15 protein-coding genes are annotated in these 16,551 nt (G+C 64.3%); 6 read left to right on the forward strand and 9 right to left on the reverse strand.

Translation table 11 applies throughout. The annotated features are described in order from the left end of the window. Positions 1 to 72: 72 nt before the first annotated feature. Positions 73 to 828, forward strand: a complete 756-nt coding sequence (locus ABID58_RS10730) for a VWA domain-containing protein (RefSeq protein ID WP_148754854.1) — start codon at positions 73 to 75, stop codon at positions 826 to 828. A gap of 151 nt (positions 829 to 979) precedes the next feature. Then, positions 980 to 1,705: a DnaJ domain-containing protein gene (locus ABID58_RS10735; protein WP_354032610.1), complete on the forward strand. Its 726-nt coding sequence runs from the start codon at positions 980 to 982 to the stop codon at positions 1,703 to 1,705. Positions 1,706 to 1,929: 224 nt separating this feature from the next. Here the strand turns inward: ABID58_RS10735 and ABID58_RS10740 are convergent, their stop codons facing one another. Continuing rightward, positions 1,930 to 3,738, reverse strand: a complete 1,809-nt coding sequence (locus tag ABID58_RS10740) for a serine hydrolase (protein ID WP_354032611.1) — start codon at positions 3,736 to 3,738, stop codon at positions 1,930 to 1,932. Positions 3,739 to 4,126: 388 nt separating this feature from the next. On the opposite strand from ABID58_RS10740, the gene ABID58_RS10745 reads away from it, so the two are divergent. Further along, positions 4,127 to 4,465: a phasin family protein gene (locus tag ABID58_RS10745; protein ID WP_148754857.1), complete on the forward strand. Its 339-nt coding sequence runs from the start codon at positions 4,127 to 4,129 to the stop codon at positions 4,463 to 4,465. Between the two features lie 72 nt (positions 4,466 to 4,537). Here the strand turns inward: ABID58_RS10745 and ABID58_RS10750 are convergent, their stop codons facing one another. The 3 genes from ABID58_RS10750 to ABID58_RS10760 are packed head-to-tail and all read right to left on the reverse strand — an operon-like array spanning position 4,538 to position 7,101. Beyond that, positions 4,538 to 5,131 carry a TadE/TadG family type IV pilus assembly protein gene (locus tag ABID58_RS10750; RefSeq protein WP_354032612.1) on the reverse strand — a complete coding sequence of 198 codons (594 nt, stop codon included), beginning with the start codon at positions 5,129 to 5,131 and terminating at the stop codon, positions 4,538 to 4,540. After that, positions 5,128 to 5,688, reverse strand: a complete 561-nt coding sequence (locus tag ABID58_RS10755) for a TadE/TadG family type IV pilus assembly protein (protein ID WP_148754859.1) — start codon at positions 5,686 to 5,688, stop codon at positions 5,128 to 5,130. Before ABID58_RS10755 ends, ABID58_RS10750 begins: the two co-directional genes overlap by 4 nt. Before the next feature lie 9 nt (positions 5,689 to 5,697). Beyond that, positions 5,698 to 7,101 (reverse strand): TadE/TadG family type IV pilus assembly protein, encoded by a 1,404-nt coding sequence (locus ABID58_RS10760; RefSeq protein ID WP_354032802.1) that lies wholly within the window; start codon positions 7,099 to 7,101, stop codon positions 5,698 to 5,700. 477 nt (positions 7,102 to 7,578) lie between these two features. Here ABID58_RS10760 and clpS point away from each other — a divergent pair, with 477 nt between their 5' ends. After that, positions 7,579 to 7,911 (forward strand): ATP-dependent Clp protease adapter ClpS, encoded by a 333-nt coding sequence (gene clpS, locus ABID58_RS10765; protein ID WP_027530069.1) that lies wholly within the window; start codon positions 7,579 to 7,581, stop codon positions 7,909 to 7,911. Between the two features lie 294 nt (positions 7,912 to 8,205). Beyond that, positions 8,206 to 10,614: an ATP-dependent Clp protease ATP-binding subunit ClpA gene (gene clpA, locus ABID58_RS10770; protein ID WP_148754862.1), complete on the forward strand. Its 2,409-nt coding sequence runs from the start codon at positions 8,206 to 8,208 to the stop codon at positions 10,612 to 10,614. Positions 10,615 to 10,683: 69 nt separating this feature from the next. Here clpA and ABID58_RS10775 read toward each other — a convergent pair whose 3' ends face one another. The 5 genes from ABID58_RS10775 to ABID58_RS10795 all read right to left on the reverse strand — a co-directional run bounded on the left by ABID58_RS10775 (position 10,684) and on the right by ABID58_RS10795 (position 15,315). After that, positions 10,684 to 11,142, reverse strand: a complete 459-nt coding sequence (locus ABID58_RS10775; protein WP_187435277.1) for a peptidase associated/transthyretin-like domain-containing protein — start codon at positions 11,140 to 11,142, stop codon at positions 10,684 to 10,686. Positions 11,143 to 11,270: 128 nt separating this feature from the next. Then, positions 11,271 to 12,692: an MFS transporter gene (locus ABID58_RS10780; RefSeq protein WP_354032613.1), complete on the reverse strand. Its 1,422-nt coding sequence runs from the start codon at positions 12,690 to 12,692 to the stop codon at positions 11,271 to 11,273. A gap of 184 nt (positions 12,693 to 12,876) precedes the next feature. Next, the gene (locus ABID58_RS10785; protein WP_354032614.1) at positions 12,877 to 13,902 is read right to left on the reverse strand and encodes an aldo/keto reductase; all 1,026 of its coding nucleotides are present in this window, start codon (positions 13,900 to 13,902) and stop codon (positions 12,877 to 12,879) included. 115 nt (positions 13,903 to 14,017) lie between these two features. Continuing rightward, positions 14,018 to 14,254, reverse strand: coding sequence for a hypothetical protein (locus tag ABID58_RS10790; protein ID WP_354032615.1), 237 nt, complete (start codon positions 14,252 to 14,254; stop codon positions 14,018 to 14,020). Positions 14,255 to 14,358: 104 nt separating this feature from the next. Then, positions 14,359 to 15,315, reverse strand: a complete 957-nt coding sequence (locus ABID58_RS10795) for an AraC-like ligand-binding domain-containing protein (protein ID WP_354032616.1) — start codon at positions 15,313 to 15,315, stop codon at positions 14,359 to 14,361. A gap of 197 nt (positions 15,316 to 15,512) precedes the next feature. Between ABID58_RS10795 and ABID58_RS10800 the strand changes: the two genes are divergently transcribed. Further along, positions 15,513 to 16,529: a carbon-nitrogen hydrolase family protein gene (locus tag ABID58_RS10800; protein WP_354032617.1), complete on the forward strand. Its 1,017-nt coding sequence runs from the start codon at positions 15,513 to 15,515 to the stop codon at positions 16,527 to 16,529. Positions 16,530 to 16,551: the final 22 nt, after the last annotated feature.

Genomic DNA, 16,551 nt, shown 5'->3' on the forward strand with positions numbered 1-16,551 from the left:
CGAAGGCTTTGCACATTGACCGGGCAGGGCGCGCTATCCACATTGGTGGTGTGAGACCAAGTGCGACCCCAGATGTCCGGCGATCCCATTAAACCGCGCAATAGCGATGCCGTCTCGGCGAGAGCCGAAAGCGACGGCGCGTTGCCGCAGGCAAAGACCTCGACTTCGGAGGACGTCGCCGCCTTTGTCGCCAAGGCGCGTGCACTGTCGCCGCATGCGCCCGGCGCCAAGGGCCGCCTGATCTTCGCGCTGGATGCGACAATGAGCCGGCAGCCGACCTGGGACATGGCCTGTGCGCTTCAGGCGGACATGTTTCGTGAGGCCGCCTCCCTCGGCAGCCTCGACATCCGGCTCGTCTATTATCGCGGCTTCAACGAATGCCGTGCCACCGGGTGGATTTCGGACAGCGGCAAGCTTGCGACGCTGATGAGCAAGATCGATTGCCGCGGTGGCGACACTCAGATCGGCAGGGTGCTGACCGACGCGCGGCGCGAGGCGGTCGCGTCGGGCGTGCGTGCCGTGGTCTTCGTCGGCGACGCCATGGAAGAGAAGGTCGATGCGCTTTGCGCCAAGGCCGGCGAGCTCGGCATGCTGAAGGTGCCGGTGTTCCTGTTTCAGGAAGGCCATGATGCGCTCGCCGAACAGGCCTTTCGCGAGATCGCGCGCCTGACCGGCGGCGCCTGGTGCCGGTTCGATCCGGGCGCGGCGGCACAGCTGCGCGAGTTGTTGCGGGCCGCTGCGGCCTATGCCGCTGGCGGCCGCGAGGCACTATTGAAACTGGCGAAGACGGCGAGCGGTGCGGCGCAGCTGATCGGACAGATGAAGTAGCAGATCAAGCCGGCGCTGCCTGCGGCGGAGGCGGTGCGGCGACAGGCGGCAGCAAGCGTCCCTGCACAAACGTGGCCAAGGCTCTTCTGTTAATTGCGGACGCGCGAAACGACGCCATGCTTTTCGACAAGAGGGCGACTATATTCCAGCCATGACCCTGATCGCCGGCCTTGTCGCCGTTATCACGATTTATCTGCTGCTCCAGATGTTCCGCGCCGCCAATCCGGCGGTGCTGGCGCGCACCATCAAGGTCGGGGGCGGCGTGGTCGCGCTCGCTGTCGCCGCCTTCACGGGCTTGCGCGGCGAATTGGCAGTGGCGATTCCGCTTGGGCTATTCGGTGCCGGATTGCTCGGCTGGACGCCACTAGCGAATGCGGGCTTCGGCAATATCGGAGGCCTGTTCGGCGGCGGCGCGACGCGCTCGTCCGGCCAGAGCTCGCGCGTGCGCTCGCAATTCCTGGACATGCGGCTCGACCACGAGTCCGGCCAGCTCTCGGGCCAGATCGTCGCCGGACCGCACGCCGGGCGTGAGCTCGACGAGTTCGACCTTGCAAGCCTGCTGGCGATGGTCCCGGCATTCGACGCCGAGAGCGTGGCACTACTTGAAAGCTATCTGGACCGCCGGTTTCCCGCTTGGCGTCAGAACGCGCAGGGCAACGCGGCAGGGGGGCAGCGCCGCACGGCGTCGAGCGGCAAAATGACGGCGGAGGAAGCCTATCAGATCCTTGGCTTGCAGCCTGGAGCGGGGCGCGACGACATCAGCCGGGCGCACAAATCCCTCATGAAGAAACTCCATCCCGACCAGGGGGGGTCGACGTACCTCGCTGCCCGTGTAAACGAGGCCAAGGATACTCTGCTTCGTACGCATAACGGCTAACTCCGGCACCACGCCACAAACGCCCGTACCGTGTGAGCTCCACTTGCTCTGTTTGCCGTCGCCCCGATGCCCGCCATTGTCGGCGTGGTCGATCCCTTGAGCAAAGTTTTAACCGTAAAGTCTTGACGAGAGGTTGTCGCGGAACAGCCTCCAGCGCTACCGCTTCCCAAAAACAAGAATGCCCGCGCAGGGCGCGGGCATTTCGCTTGGAGAGGTAGGGAAGATCAGTTGCGGACGGTCATGCAGGAGATGTCGGCGCGCTTCAGCGCCTTGCACACCGCCTCGGCCTGGTCCCGCTCGAGCCCGGCGAAGCGGGCGCGGTAGAGCTTGCGATTGTCCCTGGCGACAACAGGCTCGGTGAACGGATCGGCCTTGCTGAGCAGGCCGCGGGCCGAGCTGCGCGCGGCTTCAATTCGCTGCTGGGCCTCGCTCTCGCTCTCGAGCGCGCCCACCTGGACGATCCAGCCGCTATGGGTGGCGAGCGGCTTGGTGGCGGCGCTCGTCTGGATCGGCTGCGGCGCCGGATCGGCAGAGGCGAGCCTCGCGACCGGGGCAGCGGCGGTGGCCGCCGGCAGCACGCCGAGGATGCCGTTGCCGGTGCCGAAGCCTGCCGGCTGCTGCGGCATCTCGGTCCGGGTGACCTCGGCCCGGGTGGGCTCCGGCTTGTTGATGATGTCGGCCCTGGCGACGACGGCGCCGGAAGTCTCGGCGACGTCGGTGCGGGGCGAAATCGTGTTGGTGACCTGCGGCGCGACCTGGGTCGGGGCGGCGGACGCGACTTTGACCGCGCCGGCCTTGACCTGAACCGTCTTGACCCGGACCGGCTTCATCGGCTCGGACGAGCCCGGAATGAGGGCGAGCGGCTGGCTCGAGATCACCCCATTGGTGAGCGGTGCGGGCTCGATCTTGGACTCCATGGGCTTGGCTTCGGGCTTGGGCTGGGCCGGCGGCATCGCGGCGGTCGCAGCTGCAAGGGCCGACAGGCGCGAGGCGGGTCGTGACGCGGCCGCCTCGGGGGCGGGGGCGGCCGCGACCTGAACCGGCGCAGCGGGACGGGCCGGGGTATCCGAAGCGTCGGCAACGTCGGTGCTGGTGTCGGCGCTGTTGCGCTCGGTCACCGCCACGACAGTGTGGTTGGTCGCGCCCTTCTCGAGATTTTCCGCGAGCAGGTTGCGCATGATGGCATCGCGCGAGCCGCCGCTGCGGCCGCCGAGCACCACGCCGATCAGATGACGGTTGCCACGGCGCATCGAGGTCACGAGATTGAAGCCGGAAGCGCGGGTGTAGCCGGTCTTGATGCCGTCCACACCCTCGACACTGCCGAGCAGGTGATTGTGGTTGCGGATCTGCTCGCCGCGCCAGGTGAACGACGTGGTCGAGAAATAGCGATAGTAGCGCGGGAAGCGCTCCTGGATGGCGCGGCCGAGCGTGGCCTGGTCGCGCGCGGTCGTCACCTGCTCGTCGTTGGGAAGGCCGTTGGCGTTGCGGTAGACAGTCTTGGTCATGCCGAGCGCGCGCGCCTTGCGCGTCATCATCGCGGCGAAATCGTCCTCGTCGCCGCCGATCGCTTCGGCGATCACAACGGCAGCGTCGTTGGCGGAGCGGGTGACGAGACCCTTGATCGCGTCCTCGACGCGGATGGTCTGGCCGGCACGCAGATTGAGCTTGGTTGGATCCTGATCGGCGGCGTGCTGCGACACCGGCATCTCGGTGTCGAGCTTCATCTTGCCGGATTCGAGACGCTCGAACAGCAAGTAGAGCGTCATGATCTTGGTGAGCGAGGCCGGATGGCGAACCCCGTCGGGGCTGGTCGACTGGAGCACTGTGCCGGAATTGCCGTCGACGATGATCGACGCGAATTGCGGGCTGTAGCTTTCGGAAACGTCGCGATGCACACGGTGGTGCGCGTAGTGGCGCCGATAGCGCCGCGCGTCGGCGGCATCGGTCGTGAAGATGACGGCTGTGGTGACCGCGAGAAGCCCGAAAATGCCGACCCGCGCCAAGCGCGAGGAAGACCAGTTGTTACGAAGCATGGAACCCCGTCCCCGTTTGTGACTTGATCACCGGCTCGTGAGGCGAAATTGTGCCCTGCGTACCCGGGATCATTACCTGCTCAGGCTGTCCCTCCGCTGGTGCTCGCCGCGGGGGACGTTGGACCTGAGCCGCTATTCTGGCTAAGGTGATGTTCTCAAACGGCTTTTGACCGTCTGCGGAAGGTGAACACGTCCAGGGAATCAGGGTAGGGGTCCGCGGTTTCCAAAAGCTTAAGGAACCCTTGCGGGAAACCCAGGGAATCTCCGTAACTTGAATTGACTTTTGTGCGTCGCACAAGATTCTTGACTTTTTTGTGCGTTGCACTAATTGTGGGCAGAGTCAGGGAGCCGGGGCTTCCGGACACGAGCCAGGGAAAAGGATTCCAAGATGTTCAAGGTTGAAGACTTTCAGAACTACGGGAAAGAGCATTTCGAGACGTGCGTTGCTTCCGCGACCTCGGTGCAGCACGGCCTCCAGGCGATCGCCAGCGCTTACGGCGACTACACCAAGAAGTCTTTCGAAGACACCAAGTCCTTCGTCGAGAAGCTCTCCGGCGTGAAGTCGCTGGACAAGGCGATGGAAGCCCAGACCGATTTCGCCCGCTCCGCCTACGAGACCTTCGTCGCGGAATCGCAGAAGATCGCCGGCCTCTACAGCGATCTCGCCAAGCAGGCGTTCAAGCCGGTCGAGACGGTCGTGTCGAAGTTCACCCCGGCCGCCCAATAACGCATTCGAAGAGTGCTGGAATCGAAAAAGCCCGGCTGGTTCAGCCGGGCTTTTTCTGCGAGTGGCGGCATGTCAAGAGGTTGGACATGAGGTACCTGGGACGGGCGGCGTCGTCCCGCTTATGATGGTAGGGACAAAGCCCGTTTGACGTGGATACAGGTAGTAGCTGTCGCTGAGCGCAACTGTCCCGCTGATCGTGTAGCCGAGGTTAGGCGTATAGAAGTACGTCGCCTCACCAAGGATAAGCCCAGCTGTCGTCGGCACCCCCGTCAGGGATGTTGGCAGGATGACAGTCGCCCCGGCGGTCCTCGCTGTGCCGTTGAGTGACTGGCTCCAGATCACCTTGGCTGTGACGTTATCGCCGGTCGGCTGCACCTCCGAGACGGTCACGAAGGCCTTGGTGACGTCATAGGGTGATAGAACTTTCGACGAGGCGTTGAGAATGCCGGTGACGTCGCTCGTCGTCACACATTTGTTCTGCGACAGGATATCGGCGATGGTATGTACCGTAGCCGTGACCTTGACATTGATCGAGAGCGCGTTGCCGAGCTCGACTCCGCCCATGCAAAGCAGCAGCATGAACGGTAGCACGATGGCAAGCTCGATGGCTGCCACGGCATTTTCGTCGGCTCGGAATTCCCTCAGGCGCATGGGCAAGCGGGTCATTGATAGGGCTCGTTCTGGAAAGCGGCGGATGCCGTGATCTGGCGATTGCCGTTGGGCAGGTTTGCAAGGGTAAAGCCGAGCGGTCCCATGAAGACCGGCCATTGGTAGATCACCGCCAGGATGACCTTGTCGCTGGGGCCTCCCGGGTTGTAGGGCCAGTTGTTGGCGACACTGCCATCGGCATTGAAAGTTAATGTTGGTGCAGCCGCGCTCAACGCCGACCAGCTGCTCCCCGACTGAACGCTGATCATCAAGTTGTTGCAGTTGAAGATGATACGGACCTGCGAGCAGACCAGGGTCGAAAATTGGGTCTGCGTCATGCCGGCTGCCTGTACCTGGCCGGTCATGACCTGGCGCGCCGACTGCTGCACGACCTGCTGAAGCAGCTGCTGGCCAAAGAAGACCAGGAAGATCTGGATGATTCCAACCAGCAACGCGATGAACACCGGCGCAACCAGCGCGAATTCGACAGCGTTCGCGCCGTCTTCGTCTTTGCGGAAAGTTGCGAACAGCTCGCGAAGGCGTCGCTTTCCGGATATGGCTCGCAACTCGGGCATGACGTTAGCTCAGTTCGTCAGGTGAGGGGCCGTTTCCACGACCAGCAGGAACAGTTTCTTGAGTGCGTCGGTGATGTCGCCGCCTGATTGGACGTCGTAGAACAAGCCGGGCGACGCGCAGGACTTCGCGTTTTGCGCGATCTGTCCGGTCGACGACGAAGGATTGTTGAATGGCGCGATGTAGGAATCGTACCAGTTGTTGCCTGTGAGCGGCAGGTACTCGGTATAAAGCACCGCGATGCGAATTCCCCGGTTCTTGATCGTCGTGCATACCGATGTGTTGATCGGCTGCTGGCACCGATACTTGGAGCCGTTGGCAAGCGGCGTTCCGCTGCAGGACGAGCTCAGCGACACCATCTTGTCATCGACCCCGTCGGTGACGAGGAACACCACTTCCTGAGGTGTATCCCCGGTCTGATTGGATCCTCCGCCGGGTAAGGGCATGAGGTTGTTGACGCTCGTAAGCGCGTTTTCGATGTCTGTGCCATAGTCGGTGGTGCAGCTCCCCGAAACGACGCAGTTCTGATGGTCGACGGTGAGAAGCGAGATGTTGTTGGCGGCCGAGGTCGCGGCACTCGACAGGTCGGCGGATGGCAGCCCCGACGGCGCATAAACCGTGTTGAATCCGTAGTCGAATGTATAGATCGCAGCCCTGTAGGTGTTGTTCTGCGCCGCCTGTACGGTTTGCGCGGTGCGCATGAGACTTGCGGTCGCCTGGGCCACGAGGTCGATGCGCAACGTGATGTTCTTGCTGAGTGCGATGCTGAGGTTGTCCTTGGTCGAGGCGCTCGCGCCGCTGTCGAGATTGGGATGCGTTTCATGACAGGCGAACGCGCAGCTCCTCGAGCCGGAGGGCTGGCTCGCGGTCGCGGCTATCATTTTGGTGATATCGTCCGACGTCGCTGCAATTCCCATCGATGGCGAGTCGTCGAGCAGCAGATAGAAGTTGATGTTCGGCGCGCCGGAGGCGCTGGCCGTCGCTGCGCCCCTGATTGGCCACACGGGGGCGCCGAGCAACGTCGGGAAGGCGTTGCTGGAGTTCGCGGTGTAGCTGACGGTCGCAGTGCGCACCAGGCCGGTGTTGCCGACGTTGACCGTCAGGATCGGATTCCCCGTCAGGCCGCCGGCGATTGCGTTTGCCGTTGCATTGAAGATATTCGTGGCGGTCGTCTGTGCGACTGTCGTGCTTTGGGACATCATCGACGGCGTCACGGCCGCGATTGCGGCGGCATCGGCAGCGGCGTCCAGCTGCGATTGCCGGCGTTGGGCCTGGGTGTAATCGAGCGTCATGCCCAACAAATAGATGGTCGGGAACAGCATGATCGCGAAGATGACGGCGACGTTGGCTTGCTCGGCGGCGGCAAAGCGAGCCAGGGGTCGACGAATGCACCGGGCGGCGGGCAGGCGAAACATGACTTTCCCCGAAATCTCTGGTTTGCCTGATTTCGGGGCGCGCGGCTGAAGACCAGGTAAATTTGGCCGTACAAAACCGGGGCCAATTGCGCGCAAAAGGTCGCGCCCCCGCCGCTGAAGGGGTTCCTGGTTAATGTCGGTGAAACCGAGGATGGATTATTTTGGCAAATCGGTCCGGATTGGTTAACCTTGGCCCGGATCGCCCGAACCGGGAATCGGGACCGCCGCGGCCGCATCGGCTCGGCCGTCGCACGCTTGCGGCGAGCCGGGGGCGGGCCCATATTCCCTGCAATCGATCCGGCTTCGACCGGGCCGGTTGGAAGCGGCGATCCAACAGGGCGGCGCGCCCGTGCGAGGCTCCCCGGTGCGGGACCGCGCGGCGAGCCGCCATACGCTTCCGTGGGGAATTTGAACGCCTGAGCCATGCCGCAAGTGACTTCCAGACTCGATCCGGCCGCCGCCGCCCACGCTCCCCGAATGAGCAACGATGAGAACCGTTCCGGTGGACCGGCGGGTCCGAACACGTCCGTCATCACCAAGGTCAAGCCAAAGACCAAGCGGCCCAACCTCTATCGCGTGCTGATCCTCAACGACGACTACACGCCGATGGAATTCGTCGTCCACGTGCTGGAGAAGTTCTTCCAGAAGGATGTCGAGGCCGCGACCAAGATCATGCTGCACGTCCATCATCACGGGATCGGCGAGTGCGGCGTGTTCACCTACGAGATTGCCGAGACCAAGGTGACGCAGGTGATGGATTTCGCCCGCAAGCACCAGCATCCGCTGCAATGCGTGATGGAAAAGAAGTAACTGCGCGTTCGAGTCCCGAGCTGTCCAGATCGGTTCTGTTCGTGCGGTGTGTGATGTCAGCGGATACCGCTGCATGATCCGGCGAAAATCGGCGCCGACGCCAATCCTGCCCAAACGGGTAGTTTTGCCCAAATCGGAACGGGTTTTGCATTGAGAATGCGGTGGGGCGCGTAATGCCCACCGAGTCGCGGAACCGGTCTTTTGCCGCGGTCTTGTATAACTATATGTGACAAAGGTTGTTGTTGCCTGACCGGGCGATGGCGATCATGATGGTGGGGGCCATAGAGGACGCGAATGCCGACTTTTTCCCAAAGCCTTGAACAATCCCTGCATCGTGCACTGGCGATCGCCAACGAGCGTCACCACCAATACGCGACGCTCGAGCATCTACTGCTCTCGCTGATCGATGATTCCGATGCAGCCGCGGTCATGCGCGCCTGTAGCGTCGATCTCGACAAGCTCCGCACGAGCCTCGTCAATTATCTTGAGACCGAATTCGAAAATCTGGTGACGGATGGCGCCGACGACGCCAAGCCGACCGCCGGTTTCCAGCGCGTGATCCAGCGCGCGGTGATCCACGTGCAGTCCTCCGGTCGCGAAGAGGTGACCGGTGCGAACGTGTTGATCGCGATCTTCGCCGAGCGCGAGAGCCATGCCGCGTACTTCCTGCAGGAGCAGGACATGACGCGCTACGATGCCGTCAACTACATCAGCCACGGCATTGCAAAACGGCCGGGCGTCTCCGAGGCGCGGCCGGTGCGCGGCGTCGACGAGGAGACCGAGACCAAGGGGGCCGAGGACGCCAAGAAGAAGGGCGAGGCGCTCGATACCTATTGCGTCAACCTCAACAAGAAGGCGCGTGACGGCAAGATCGATCCGGTGATCGGACGCAATTCCGAGATCAACCGCGCGATCCAGGTGCTGTGCCGCCGCCAGAAGAACAATCCGCTGTTCGTGGGCGAGGCCGGCGTCGGCAAGACTGCGATCGCGGAGGGCCTTGCCAAGCGCATCGTCGACAGCGAGGTGCCGGAGGTGCTGGCGGCTGCGACCGTGTTCTCGCTCGACATGGGCACGCTGCTCGCGGGCACACGCTATCGCGGCGACTTCGAGGAACGCCTCAAGCAGGTGCTGAAGGAGCTCGAGGCGCATCCCAACGCCATCCTGTTCATCGACGAGATCCACACCGTGATCGGTGCGGGCGCGACGTCGGGCGGCGCGATGGACGCATCGAACCTGCTCAAGCCTGCGCTCGCGTCGGGCACGATCCGCTGCATGGGCTCGACCACCTACAAGGAATACCGTCAGCACTTCGAGAAGGACCGCGCGCTGGTGCGGCGCTTCCAGAAGATCGACATCAACGAGCCGACGGTCGAGGACGCGATCGCCATCCTCAAGGGCCTCAAGCCGTACTTCGAGGACTATCACCGGCTGAAGTACACCAATGAGGCGATCGAGGCTGCCGTGCAGCTCTCCTCGCGCTACATCCACGACCGCAAGCTGCCCGACAAGGCGATCGACGTGATCGACGAGTCCGGTGCGGCGCAGATGCTGGTTGCCGAGAACAAGCGCAAGAAGACGATCGGCATCAAGGAGATCGAGACCACGATCGCCTCGATGGCGCGGATTCCGCCGAAGAGCGTGTCGAAGGACGATGCCGAGGTGCTCAAGCATCTCGAGCAGACCCTGAAGCGCACCGTGTTCGGCCAGGACAAGGCGATCGAGTCGCTTGCCGCTTCGATCAAGCTCGCACGCGCGGGCCTGCGCGAGCCGGAGAAGCCGATCGGCTGCTACCTGTTCTCGGGTCCGACCGGTGTCGGCAAGACCGAGGTGGCCAAGCAGCTCGCGGCGTCGCTCGGCGTCGAGCTGCTGCGCTTCGACATGTCCGAATACATGGAGCGGCACACCGTGTCGCGCCTGATCGGCGCGCCTCCGGGCTATGTCGGCTTCGACCAGGGCGGCCTTCTGACCGACGGCGTCGATCAGCATCCGCATTGCGTTGTGCTGCTCGACGAAATCGAGAAGGCACATCCTGATCTTTACAACGTGCTGCTCCAGATCATGGATCACGGCCGGCTCACCGACCACAATGGCAAGCAGGTCAACTTCCGCAACGTGATCCTGATCATGACCACGAATGCGGGCGCTTCGGATCTCGCCAAGCAGGCGTTCGGCTTCACGCGCTCGAAGCGGGAGGGCGACGACCACGAGGCGATCAACCGGCAGTTCGCGCCGGAATTCCGCAACCGCCTCGATGCTGTCGTCTCGTTCGGCCATCTCAGCGTCGAGGTGATCGGCACTGTGGTCGAGAAGTTCGTGCTCCAGCTCGAGGCGCAGCTTGGCGACCGCGACGTCACGATCGAGCTGTCCGAGCCCGCCAAGGCCTGGCTGGTCAAGCACGGCTATGACGAGCAGATGGGTGCGCGGCCAATGGCCCGTGTCATCCAGGAGCACATCAAGAAGCCCCTGGCCGACGAGGTGCTGTTCGGCAAGCTCAAGGGCGGTGGCCACGTTCGCGTCGTCCTGGTCAAGGACGAAACCGACGAGACCAAGGAAAAGATCGGCTTCGAGTTCGTCGAGGGCCCGGTCACGCCGAAGCAGGAAAAGCTGCCCGGCGCCCGCAAGCGCCCGCCGGGCAAGTCCAAGCCAGGCGGCCCCGGCGGCTCCAAGGGGCCGACCTCGAAGGGGCCGCTGGTCAAAGCGTGATCGGCGCATCATGAATCGAAAAGGCCGGCTGAAAAGCCGGCCTTTTTGTTGGCATGGCGGTGCCTGAATCTAGGTGCCGGCTTCGGGCGCGGCCGCAGCCGGTGGTCGCGGTTTCCTTGGGGCGGACGGCCGCGCGCGGGGAGCGGGAGACGGCTGCATCGTGACGATGACCGGATTCGGCTTGTGATCGGTTGCGGCGCCCGTCGCGGCATCGACGCCCATGCCGACGACACCGCCAAGCAGGAGATTGCCTGCGAAGCCGGCGGCCCCTCCGGTCTGGATGTCCCGGCCGAGCGGCACGATCTGCGGTTCATAGCCTTCCTTCTGGAAGGCGATGGAGATGTCGGCGTTCCGCTTGACGACCACGGAGCACGGCGTTGTGCAGGTCGTTGGCACTTCCAACCCGCTGACGACGGCTTCAACGCCAGACGGTGTCGATGAAATGCTGATGTTCTCGGTCGTGCCGCGCGTGACAGACGCGCAGCCGCCCAGCATGACGCTGAGCGCCACTATTCCAAATGAACGCATGAAATGCCCCTTGTCCCGGCGCAAATGAAGCGCAACCGGAGCGGGAGAGCAATCCCTCATAGGTCTGGATAGTTAAGCCACGCACAGGTTGCGCCTGGGAGCAACGGGAGCCTGTGCATGAACGCCTGTCATTCGCCCCGCAGGCGCTGGTCGTCCTGGACGCGGACATGCTCGGCGCCGCGCGCACCCGCGGGCGACAGCCGCAGCATGCTCAGCATCGCGCCGCACATGGCAAAGCCAACGCCGGTGAAAAGCGCGATCCGGGTTCCCTCAACGGGATAGCGGCCGAGGAACAGCGCGACCAGCGCAGCTCCGGTGGTTTGGCCGAGCAGGCGTGCCGTGCCCAGCATGCCGCTCGCGCCGCCGGCGCGTTGGCGCGGCGCGGCGGCGATCATGGTGCGGTTGTTGGGCGTCTGGAACAGGCCGAAGCCGGCGCCCGCCAGCGCCATCCGCCAGACCACGTCGAGCGGCGCCGGGCTGGCGGGCAGGACGGCGAGTGCGGCGAGGCCACAGGCGAACAGCGTCAGCCCGATGCCGCCGAGCAGGCCGGCCGGATAGTGCTCGACCAGGCGCCCGGCCAGCGGAGCGGCAAACGCCACCGCGATTGGCCACGGCGTGATCAAGAGGCCCATATGCACGGCCGAGTAGCCGAAGCGGCTCTGCAGGTAGAAGGGGATCGCGACGAAGGCCAGCATCTGCCCGCAGAACGAGGCGATCGAGGTCGCAATCGAGAGCCCGAACACCGGGATGCGCAACAGGTCGACCGGCAGCAGCGGCGACTTCATGTGCGTCTCGCGATAGATGAGCAACGCGCCGGCGACGATCGCGATGGCGAACTGGACGAGCCAAGTGATCGGCGCCTCGCCGTGGCCGACGCTGTCGATCGCGGCGATGCCGACGCCGAAGGTGATCGCCGAGAGCCCCGCGCTCTGCCAGTCGAAGGAATGGCTCGCCGGAATCGTATGCGGCAGGCTGCGCAGGCCGAGGACCAGCGTGACCGCGCCGAGCGGAACGTTGATGGCGAACAGCCAGGGCCAGCTGCCGACTGCGAGAATGCCGGCGGCGAGCGTCGGCCCGACCGCGGCGGAGAAGGCAACGACGAGCGCGTTGAGCCCGATGCCGCGGCCGAGCAGGTTGCGCGGATAGGTAAAGCGAACCAGCGCCGCGTTGACGCTCATGATGCCGGCCGCACCAAATCCCTGGATGATGCGCGCGATGGTCAGCAGCGGCAGCGTATGCGCCAGCGCGCAGAAAGCGGAAGCAAGCGTGAACAGCACGAGTCCGACCAGATAGACGCGACGATAGCCGACGATCTCGCCGAGCGACGCCAGCGGCAGCAGCGAGATCGTGATCGCGAGCTGGTAGCCGTTGACGATCCAGATCGAGAAGGCGGGGCTCGCATTCAGGTCGGCTGCGATCGTCGGCAACGCGACATTGGCGATGGCGCTGTCGACGACGGCCATGGTGATGCCGAGCGCAATGGTCAGGATCGCCTGATTGCGCTGGGGCTGTGGCAGGCCGTCGGCATGCTCGATCGGGACGGACGACATGGTGGAGGCGTGCTTGATTCGAGCCGTGATGATCTCCCGATTAGGAAATTGCGCGATGCATCGCAACCCGGCAGGACACGGACGGTTCCTGTGCCGGAAGCAGGTCTCCCGCTGCCACTGGCATGGATCGGTCAGGCTCTCGCAGGCTCACCAGCGCGATGTCCAGCCATTGCTGGTAAGCCAACTAAACAGGCGGCGGATTGCGATCGGAGAAGGTCCCCCGCTGGTGCCAGTACGGATAGGGCAACGTCACCTTGCTAGCCGCGTCGAGCGTTTCGATCTGGTCCTTGGTCAAGGACCATCCGACCGCGCCGAGATTTTCGCGCAACTGTGTTTCGTTGCGGGCGCCGATGATCAGCGTCGAAACGGTCGGACGCTGCAGCAGCCAGTTCAGCGCGATCTGGGAGACGCTCTTGCCTGTCTCCTTTGCGACCTCGTCGATGGCCTCGACGACCCGATAGACGTGTTCGTCCGGTACGGGCGGCCCGAAATCGGCGGTCTGGGGCAGGCGGCTCACTTCAGGCTTCGGCTGGCCGCGGCGAATCTTTCCGGTGAGGCGGCCCCATCCGAGCGGTGACCAGACCACGGCGCCGAGCCCCTGATCGAGGCCAAGCGGCATCAGCTCCCACTCATAATCGCGCCCGACCAGCGAATAGTAGGTCTGGTTGGCGACGTAGCGTGGGAAACCGTGCTTGTCGGCAACGCCAAGCGACTTCATCAGGTGCCAGCCCGAGAAATTCGAGACACCGACATAGCGGATCTTGCCGGCGCGCACGAGGGTATCGAGGGTGCTCAGCACCTCTTCGGGCGGGGTGAAGGCGTCGAAGGCATGGAGCTGGAACAGGTCGATATAATCGGTGCCGAGCCGGCCGAGCGAGCCGTCAACGGCCGCGAGCAGATGCTGGCGTGACGAGCCGATGTCGTTGGGGCCGTCGCCAAAGCGGAACGTGGCCTTGGTCGAGACCAGCACCTTGTCGCGGCGGCCCTTGATGGCTTCACCGAGGACCCGCTCGGATTCACCGAGCGAATAGACGTCGGCGGTATCGAACATCGACACGTCGGCCTCGAGACAAATGTCCAGCAGGCGCCGCGCTTCCGTGGCGTCGGTCGTCCCCCAGGCCGCGAGACGGCCGACGCCGCCGAACGTGCCCGTGCCTAGGCTCAAAGCGGGCACCATGAGGCCGGACCGGCCCAAGCGTCGGTGTTCCATCGAATTGCTCCTCGTGGCCGCTGATTGATTGGCGCGGCCTTGGAAGCAGATCGTAATGCAAGCAGCTGCGTTGTCCTATCGCGCGCTGACATACCCGCCTTGCTTGGAAAATGGCCTAGTCGTGCAGACGCATGTCATCAAATGTTGCGTCTGCGACGCGCGCACCGACCGTCGTCGCAGGAGGTTGCGCTTCGACCCTGGCTGCGGACGAGGCGACGCAGGCAGGTTGGCTGTCGCGCGCCGGCCGCGGCAGGAGACTGAGGCCCCAGCCCACCAGGACCAGCACCGCCAGCCGGATCGCGATCACACCCAGCAGCAGCTCCGACCCGCTTATCGTCGCGTGAGTCCTCATGCATGCGAGCCTGATGCAGACTGCACGACCTGACAATCTGGAATTGGCGAGCATTGCCTTCGCCTGATGCGAAGGCTTGCGATGATGGCTGACCGGAGTGGCTCTCAGTGCGGCAGCTGACTGTGCCGGAAGTCGCGCGGCGACATCCCGAAATGCTCGCGGAAGACGCGGCCGAAATGCGAGACATCGTTAAAGCCCCAGGCGAACGCAATCTCGCCGATGTGGCGCTGGGCGAGCACGGGCGAGGCGAGGTCGCGTTTGCACTGGGCGAGACGCTCGGCCAGCACATGGCGCTGGAACGAAGTGTCCTCGTCGGCGAGGAGATCGTTGACGTAGCGCGAGGAGATGCCGAGCGCGGCGGCGGTCTCGGTCAGCGAGAGGTCGGGGTCGGCGAGGCGTGTGCGGATATGCGCCTTGAGCCGGTAGAGCAGGGCGGAGCGATGGGTCGAGGACGGCAGCGACGTCCCGCCGAGCTGTTCGCTCAGCGCCATGGCGAGCAGGTCGACGGCTTGCTCGGACAGGGTGGCGGCGCTGTTGGGCGCGAGCCGGTCCGCGCTCTGGCAGAGGCGGAAGATGAAATCATAGGCGAGCCGCTCGAGCGGTACATCGGCCCCGAATGTGATCGCGGTGAGTGTCTCGGTGCTGCCCAGCCGGCGCTGCAACATCTCGCGCGGCACCTTGAAGATGGTCTGGGAGAACGTGTCCTTGAACTTCAGCTCATAGGGACGCGTGGTGTCGTAGAGCGCGAACTCGCCGGGATGGATCACGGTCTCTCGACCATCCTGCACCACGGCGCCATCGCCGCGATTGCCGAGCGCGACGAGAACATAATCCTGATCCGAGCGCGCGATGCGCGAGGGCGTGCGGAAAACGTGCTGACGGTCTGAGCAGACCTCGGAGCAAACGGCCTTGCCGAGCGCGACTTGCGTGACCGAGCCGTGAAAGGCGCTGCCGAGGTCGGACTTGCAGTCGAGCCCGACGAAGACGTCGCAGACGATGTCCTGCCAGAGGGCCAGCCGGCGATAGCCGGGGCTGCCGTCTGTCGTGAACTGGATTGGCATCTCACAGGCCTCCCTTTCACATCCAGCAAAACCGCATGGTGGCGCAGATCCAGCCTGACCGCAGGCAAGTTCCGTACCGGGGCGGCGATCCTTCCAGTCGAGTTTTTGTTCCGCCGTGGTCGAGCGCGCGGCTGCCCGGCTTGCCTCAATAGACTGCATCGGACGTGGTCTCCGATCAACCGGCAATGGAGGCGGCAATGGGCATTGAACATCCGAAATACAAGGTCGCGGTGGTGCAGGCGGCGCCCGCCTGGCTCGACCTCGACGCCTCGATCGACAAGTCGATCGCGCTGATCAGGGACGCCGCGGAGAAGGGCGCCAAGCTGATCGCCTTTCCGGAGGCCTTCATCCCCGGCTACCCCTGGCACATCTGGATGGACTCGCCGGCCTGGGCGATCGGCCGCGGCTTCGTGCAGCGGTACTTTGATAATTCGCTGTCTTACGACAGCCCGCAGGCCGAGCGGCTACGCGATGCCGTGCGTAAGGCCAGGCTCACGGCCGTGATCGGCCTGTCCGAGCGCGACGGCGGCAGTCTCTATCTCGCGCAATGGCTGATCGGGCCGGATGGCGAGACAATTGCAAAACGCCGCAAATTGCGGCCGACGCATGCCGAGCGCACGGTCTATGGCGAGGGCGACGGCAGCGATCTTGCGGTCCATGCGCGCCCCGACATCGGCCGCATCGGCGCGCTGTGCTGCTGGGAGCATCTCCAGCCGCTGTCGAAATACGCCATGTACGCCCAGAACGAGCAGGTGCATGTCGCGGCCTGGCCGAGCTTCTCACTGTACGACCCGTTCGCGCCGGCGCTCGGCGCCGAGGTCAACAACGCCGCCTCGCGCGTCTATGCGGTGGAGGGCTCCTGCTTCGTGCTCGCGCCTTGCGCGACGGTCTCGCAGGCGATGATCGACGAGCTCTGCGACCGGCCGGACAAGAACGCGTTGCTACACGTGGGCGGCGGTTTTGCCGCGATCTATGGCCCGGATGGCAGTCAGATCGGCGACAAGCTGGCGCCAGACCAGGAGGGGCTGCTGATCGCCGAGATCGACCTCGGCGCCATCGGCGTCGCCAAGAATGCTGCCGATCCCGCCGGGCATTATTCGCGGCCCGACGTCACGCGGCTGCTGCTCAACAAGAAGCCGTACAAGCGCGTCGAGCATTTCGCGCTGCCGGTGGATACCATTGAGCCCACGGACATTGCCGCGGCGGCGAGCTGATCGCCGGGATCAAGGGGAGGCA

This window comes from Bradyrhizobium sp. S3.2.6, assembly GCF_040546885.1.
Classification (GTDB): domain Bacteria; phylum Pseudomonadota; class Alphaproteobacteria; order Rhizobiales; family Xanthobacteraceae; genus Bradyrhizobium; species Bradyrhizobium cytisi.

Excerpts from the sequence above, each read along its gene's own strand:
- ABID58_RS10730 (WP_148754854.1), top strand. The coding sequence starts at position 73 with ATGTCCGGCGATCCCATTAAACCGCGCAATAGCGATGCCGTCTCGGCG.
- ABID58_RS10735 (WP_354032610.1), top strand. The coding sequence starts at position 980 with ATGACCCTGATCGCCGGCCTTGTCGCCGTTATCACGATTTATCTGCTG.
- ABID58_RS10740 (WP_354032611.1), bottom strand. The coding sequence starts at position 3,738 with ATGCTTCGTAACAACTGGTCTTCCTCGCGCTTGGCGCGGGTCGGCATT.
- ABID58_RS10745 (WP_148754857.1), top strand. The coding sequence starts at position 4,127 with ATGTTCAAGGTTGAAGACTTTCAGAACTACGGGAAAGAGCATTTCGAG.
- ABID58_RS10750 (WP_354032612.1), bottom strand. The coding sequence starts at position 5,131 with ATGACCCGCTTGCCCATGCGCCTGAGGGAATTCCGAGCCGACGAAAAT.
- ABID58_RS10755 (WP_148754859.1), bottom strand. The coding sequence starts at position 5,688 with ATGCCCGAGTTGCGAGCCATATCCGGAAAGCGACGCCTTCGCGAGCTG.
- ABID58_RS10760 (WP_354032802.1), bottom strand. The coding sequence starts at position 7,101 with ATGTTTCGCCTGCCCGCCGCCCGGTGCATTCGTCGACCCCTGGCTCGC.
- clpS (WP_027530069.1), top strand. The coding sequence starts at position 7,579 with ATGAGCAACGATGAGAACCGTTCCGGTGGACCGGCGGGTCCGAACACG.
- clpA (WP_148754862.1), top strand. The coding sequence starts at position 8,206 with ATGCCGACTTTTTCCCAAAGCCTTGAACAATCCCTGCATCGTGCACTG.
- ABID58_RS10775 (WP_187435277.1), bottom strand. The coding sequence starts at position 11,142 with ATGCGTTCATTTGGAATAGTGGCGCTCAGCGTCATGCTGGGCGGCTGC.
- ABID58_RS10780 (WP_354032613.1), bottom strand. The coding sequence starts at position 12,692 with ATGTCGTCCGTCCCGATCGAGCATGCCGACGGCCTGCCACAGCCCCAG.
- ABID58_RS10785 (WP_354032614.1), bottom strand. The coding sequence starts at position 13,902 with ATGGAACACCGACGCTTGGGCCGGTCCGGCCTCATGGTGCCCGCTTTG.
- ABID58_RS10790 (WP_354032615.1), bottom strand. The coding sequence starts at position 14,254 with ATGAGGACTCACGCGACGATAAGCGGGTCGGAGCTGCTGCTGGGTGTG.
- ABID58_RS10795 (WP_354032616.1), bottom strand. The coding sequence starts at position 15,315 with ATGCCAATCCAGTTCACGACAGACGGCAGCCCCGGCTATCGCCGGCTG.
- ABID58_RS10800 (WP_354032617.1), top strand. The coding sequence starts at position 15,513 with ATGGGCATTGAACATCCGAAATACAAGGTCGCGGTGGTGCAGGCGGCG.